The sequence below is a fragment of the Mesorhizobium sp. AA23 genome (assembly GCF_001672435.1).
GTDB lineage: Bacteria > Pseudomonadota > Alphaproteobacteria > Rhizobiales > Rhizobiaceae > Mesorhizobium.
The window spans coordinates 297,501-300,000 of the sequence record NZ_LYTP01000001.1; the positions used below are offsets into that span (position 1 = coordinate 297,501).

The window sequence follows — 2,500 nt, forward strand, 5'->3', positions numbered from 1 at the left end:
AGCCGCGAGACCTCGGCTACTCGACTAGCCGCTCAGGCCTTGACCCAGCCAGCGTCGCCGGCGAGCGCGTCGAGATCCGCCGAACTTAGGCCCTCTTGTATGATCGTCAGCGTTCTACGTGCCATGCAGCGGGGAAAGGTATGAGAGCTCCCTCAGCCTCGGGCCGCAGCTCCGCGCCGTGCGGTGCACAGACCGATCTCGTCATGGGCGGCGTCAATCGCGGCACCACTTCGTTCAGCCGCTATCGGCGAAAACCGGTGATCTCGCGCAATGGCCAGGATGTCCCAACAGGCGCTCGAGGTTTCATTGATATCCTTCGATCGAGCGAGGGGTGTCCAACTGCGCTACCTGCGGGACGCCGCCGTGCTTGTTGCTCCCGAGGACCTCGCTGGCGGCTTCGCATCCAGGCGCGCCGCCGCAAACGCGAACGGCCTGCGTTGGCGGGCCGTGGATTGGTGTGGGGGACAGGATTTGGCTTTTCTGCCGGCGCTGCGTCGGTTCGCTGCTTGCGGGCCTGATGACCGCTCACATCAGCCGGCCAGTATGGCCAGATACAAAAACGCCCGCACGAGGCGGGCGTTTTTGGATTGGTTGCGGGGACAGGATTTGAACCTGTGACCTTCAGGTTATGAGCCTGACGAGCTACCGGGCTGCTCCACCCCGCGTCACCATAGAGGTAAGTTTGCGCTTACCGTATTCAAGGGACCGCCCAATGAAAGGGCCGCTTGCGCGGCCCGGGATCCCGTTTGGCGGGCCTCATGCATGTCGCTCAAAAGTGTTAGCGGTTTTGAGGCAACGACATGCATCACAACAATCGCAAGGAGAAGATTTGTCTGCATCCGGATCCGGATGTGAGATGAACGTGCGCTTGGCAGACCTGGCAGCGACCTACTCTCCCGCGTCTTGAGACGAAGTACCATCAGCGCTGGAGCGTTTCACGGCCGAGTTCGGAATGGGATCGGGTGCAGCCGCTCCGCCATAACCACCAGGTCGGCGAAACGCACGTTCAAATCGAGAAGCTGTTCAAGCGCGATCCGAGGATCGTCGCCAAGCGCGATCCAAAGGATCGTCGTTTTGTGCCAAGGCGACGTCTGCGTTTTGCCTACGGGCGAAGCCCGCAAGCGCGACTGCGCGTCGCCGGTCGTCCGGCGCCCTCGCGGAGCATAGGCCCGTAAGGGCCGCTCATGCGTGAGCGCTGGCAGACCATCCGACTTTGTCGGATGGATATTAGGAATGAGAACGATCAAGCCGATCGAACTATTAGTACCGGTAAGCTTCAAGCGTTGCCGCTCTTCCACACCCGGCCTATCAACGTGGTCGTCTTCCACGGTTCTCAGGGAATACTCGTTTCAAGGTGGGTTTCCCGCTTAGATGCCTTCAGCGGTTATCCCGTCCGGATATAGCTACCCTGCAATGCGGCTGGCGCCACAACAGGTCCACCAGAGATCCGTCCATCCCGGTCCTCTCGTACTAGGGACAGATCCTTTCAATATTCCTACACCCACGGCAGATAGGGACCGAACTGTCTCACGACGTTCTGAACCCAACTCACGTACCGCTTTAAATGGCGAACAGCCATACCCTTGGGACCTGCTCCAGCCCCAGGATGCGATGAGTCGACATCGAGGTGCCAAACAACCCCGTCGATATGGACTCTTGGGGGTCATCAGCCTGTTATCCCCGGCGTACCTTTTATCCGTTGAGCGATGGCCCTTCCACACGGGACCACCGGATCACTATGACCGACTTTCGTCTCTGCTCGACTTGTCAGTCTCGCAGTCAGGCAGGCTTATGCCATTGCACTCAGCGAACGATTTCCGACCGTTCTGAGCCCACCATCGCGCGCCTCCGTTACTCTTTAGGAGGCGACCGCCCCAGTCAAACTACCCACCATACATTGTCCCGGACCCGGATAACGGGCCGCGGTTAGACATCCATAGTGATAAGGGTGGTATTTCAAGGGTGGCTCCACCTGAGCTGGCGCCCAGGCTTCAAAGCCTACCACCTATCCTACACATGCCACTACGAATGCCAATGTAAAGCTATAGTAAAGGTGCACGGGGTCTTTCCGTCTAACCGCAGGAACCCCGCATCTTCACGGGGAATTCAATTTCACTGAGTCTATGCTGGAGACAGCGGGGAAGTCGTTACGCCATTCGTGCAGGTCGGAACTTACCCGACAAGGAATTTCGCTACCTTAGGACCGTTATAGTTACGGCCGCCGTTTACTGGGGCTTCGATTCAGAGCTTGCACCCCTCCTCTTAACCTTCCAGCACCGGGCAGGCGTCAGACCCTATACGTCGTCTTGCGACTTCGCAGAGCCCTGTGTTTTTGATAAACAGTCGCTACCCCCTGGTCTGTGCCACCCTCCTCTGCTTGCGCAAAAAAGGGTCACGCTTCTTCCGAAGTTACGCGTGCAATTTGCCGAGTTCCTTCAGCATAGTTCTCTCAAGCGCCTTGGTATACTCTACCAGACCACCAGTGTCGGTTTCGGGTACG

At 58.4% G+C, this 2,500-nt stretch carries 1 tRNA gene and 2 rRNA genes (1 of these 3 running past the window's edge); all 3 read right to left on the minus strand.

From position 1 onward, the window contains the following. Positions 1 to 588: 588 nt before the first annotated feature. Positions 589 to 665: transfer RNA gene (locus A9K66_RS01390), tRNA-Met, on the minus strand. Between the two features lie 210 nt (positions 666 to 875). Continuing rightward, positions 876 to 990 (minus strand): 5S ribosomal RNA (gene rrf, locus A9K66_RS01395). A gap of 249 nt (positions 991 to 1,239) precedes the next feature. Then, positions 1,240 to 2,500: ribosomal RNA gene (locus tag A9K66_RS01400) — 23S ribosomal RNA — on the minus strand; it runs 1,668 nt beyond the window's last position.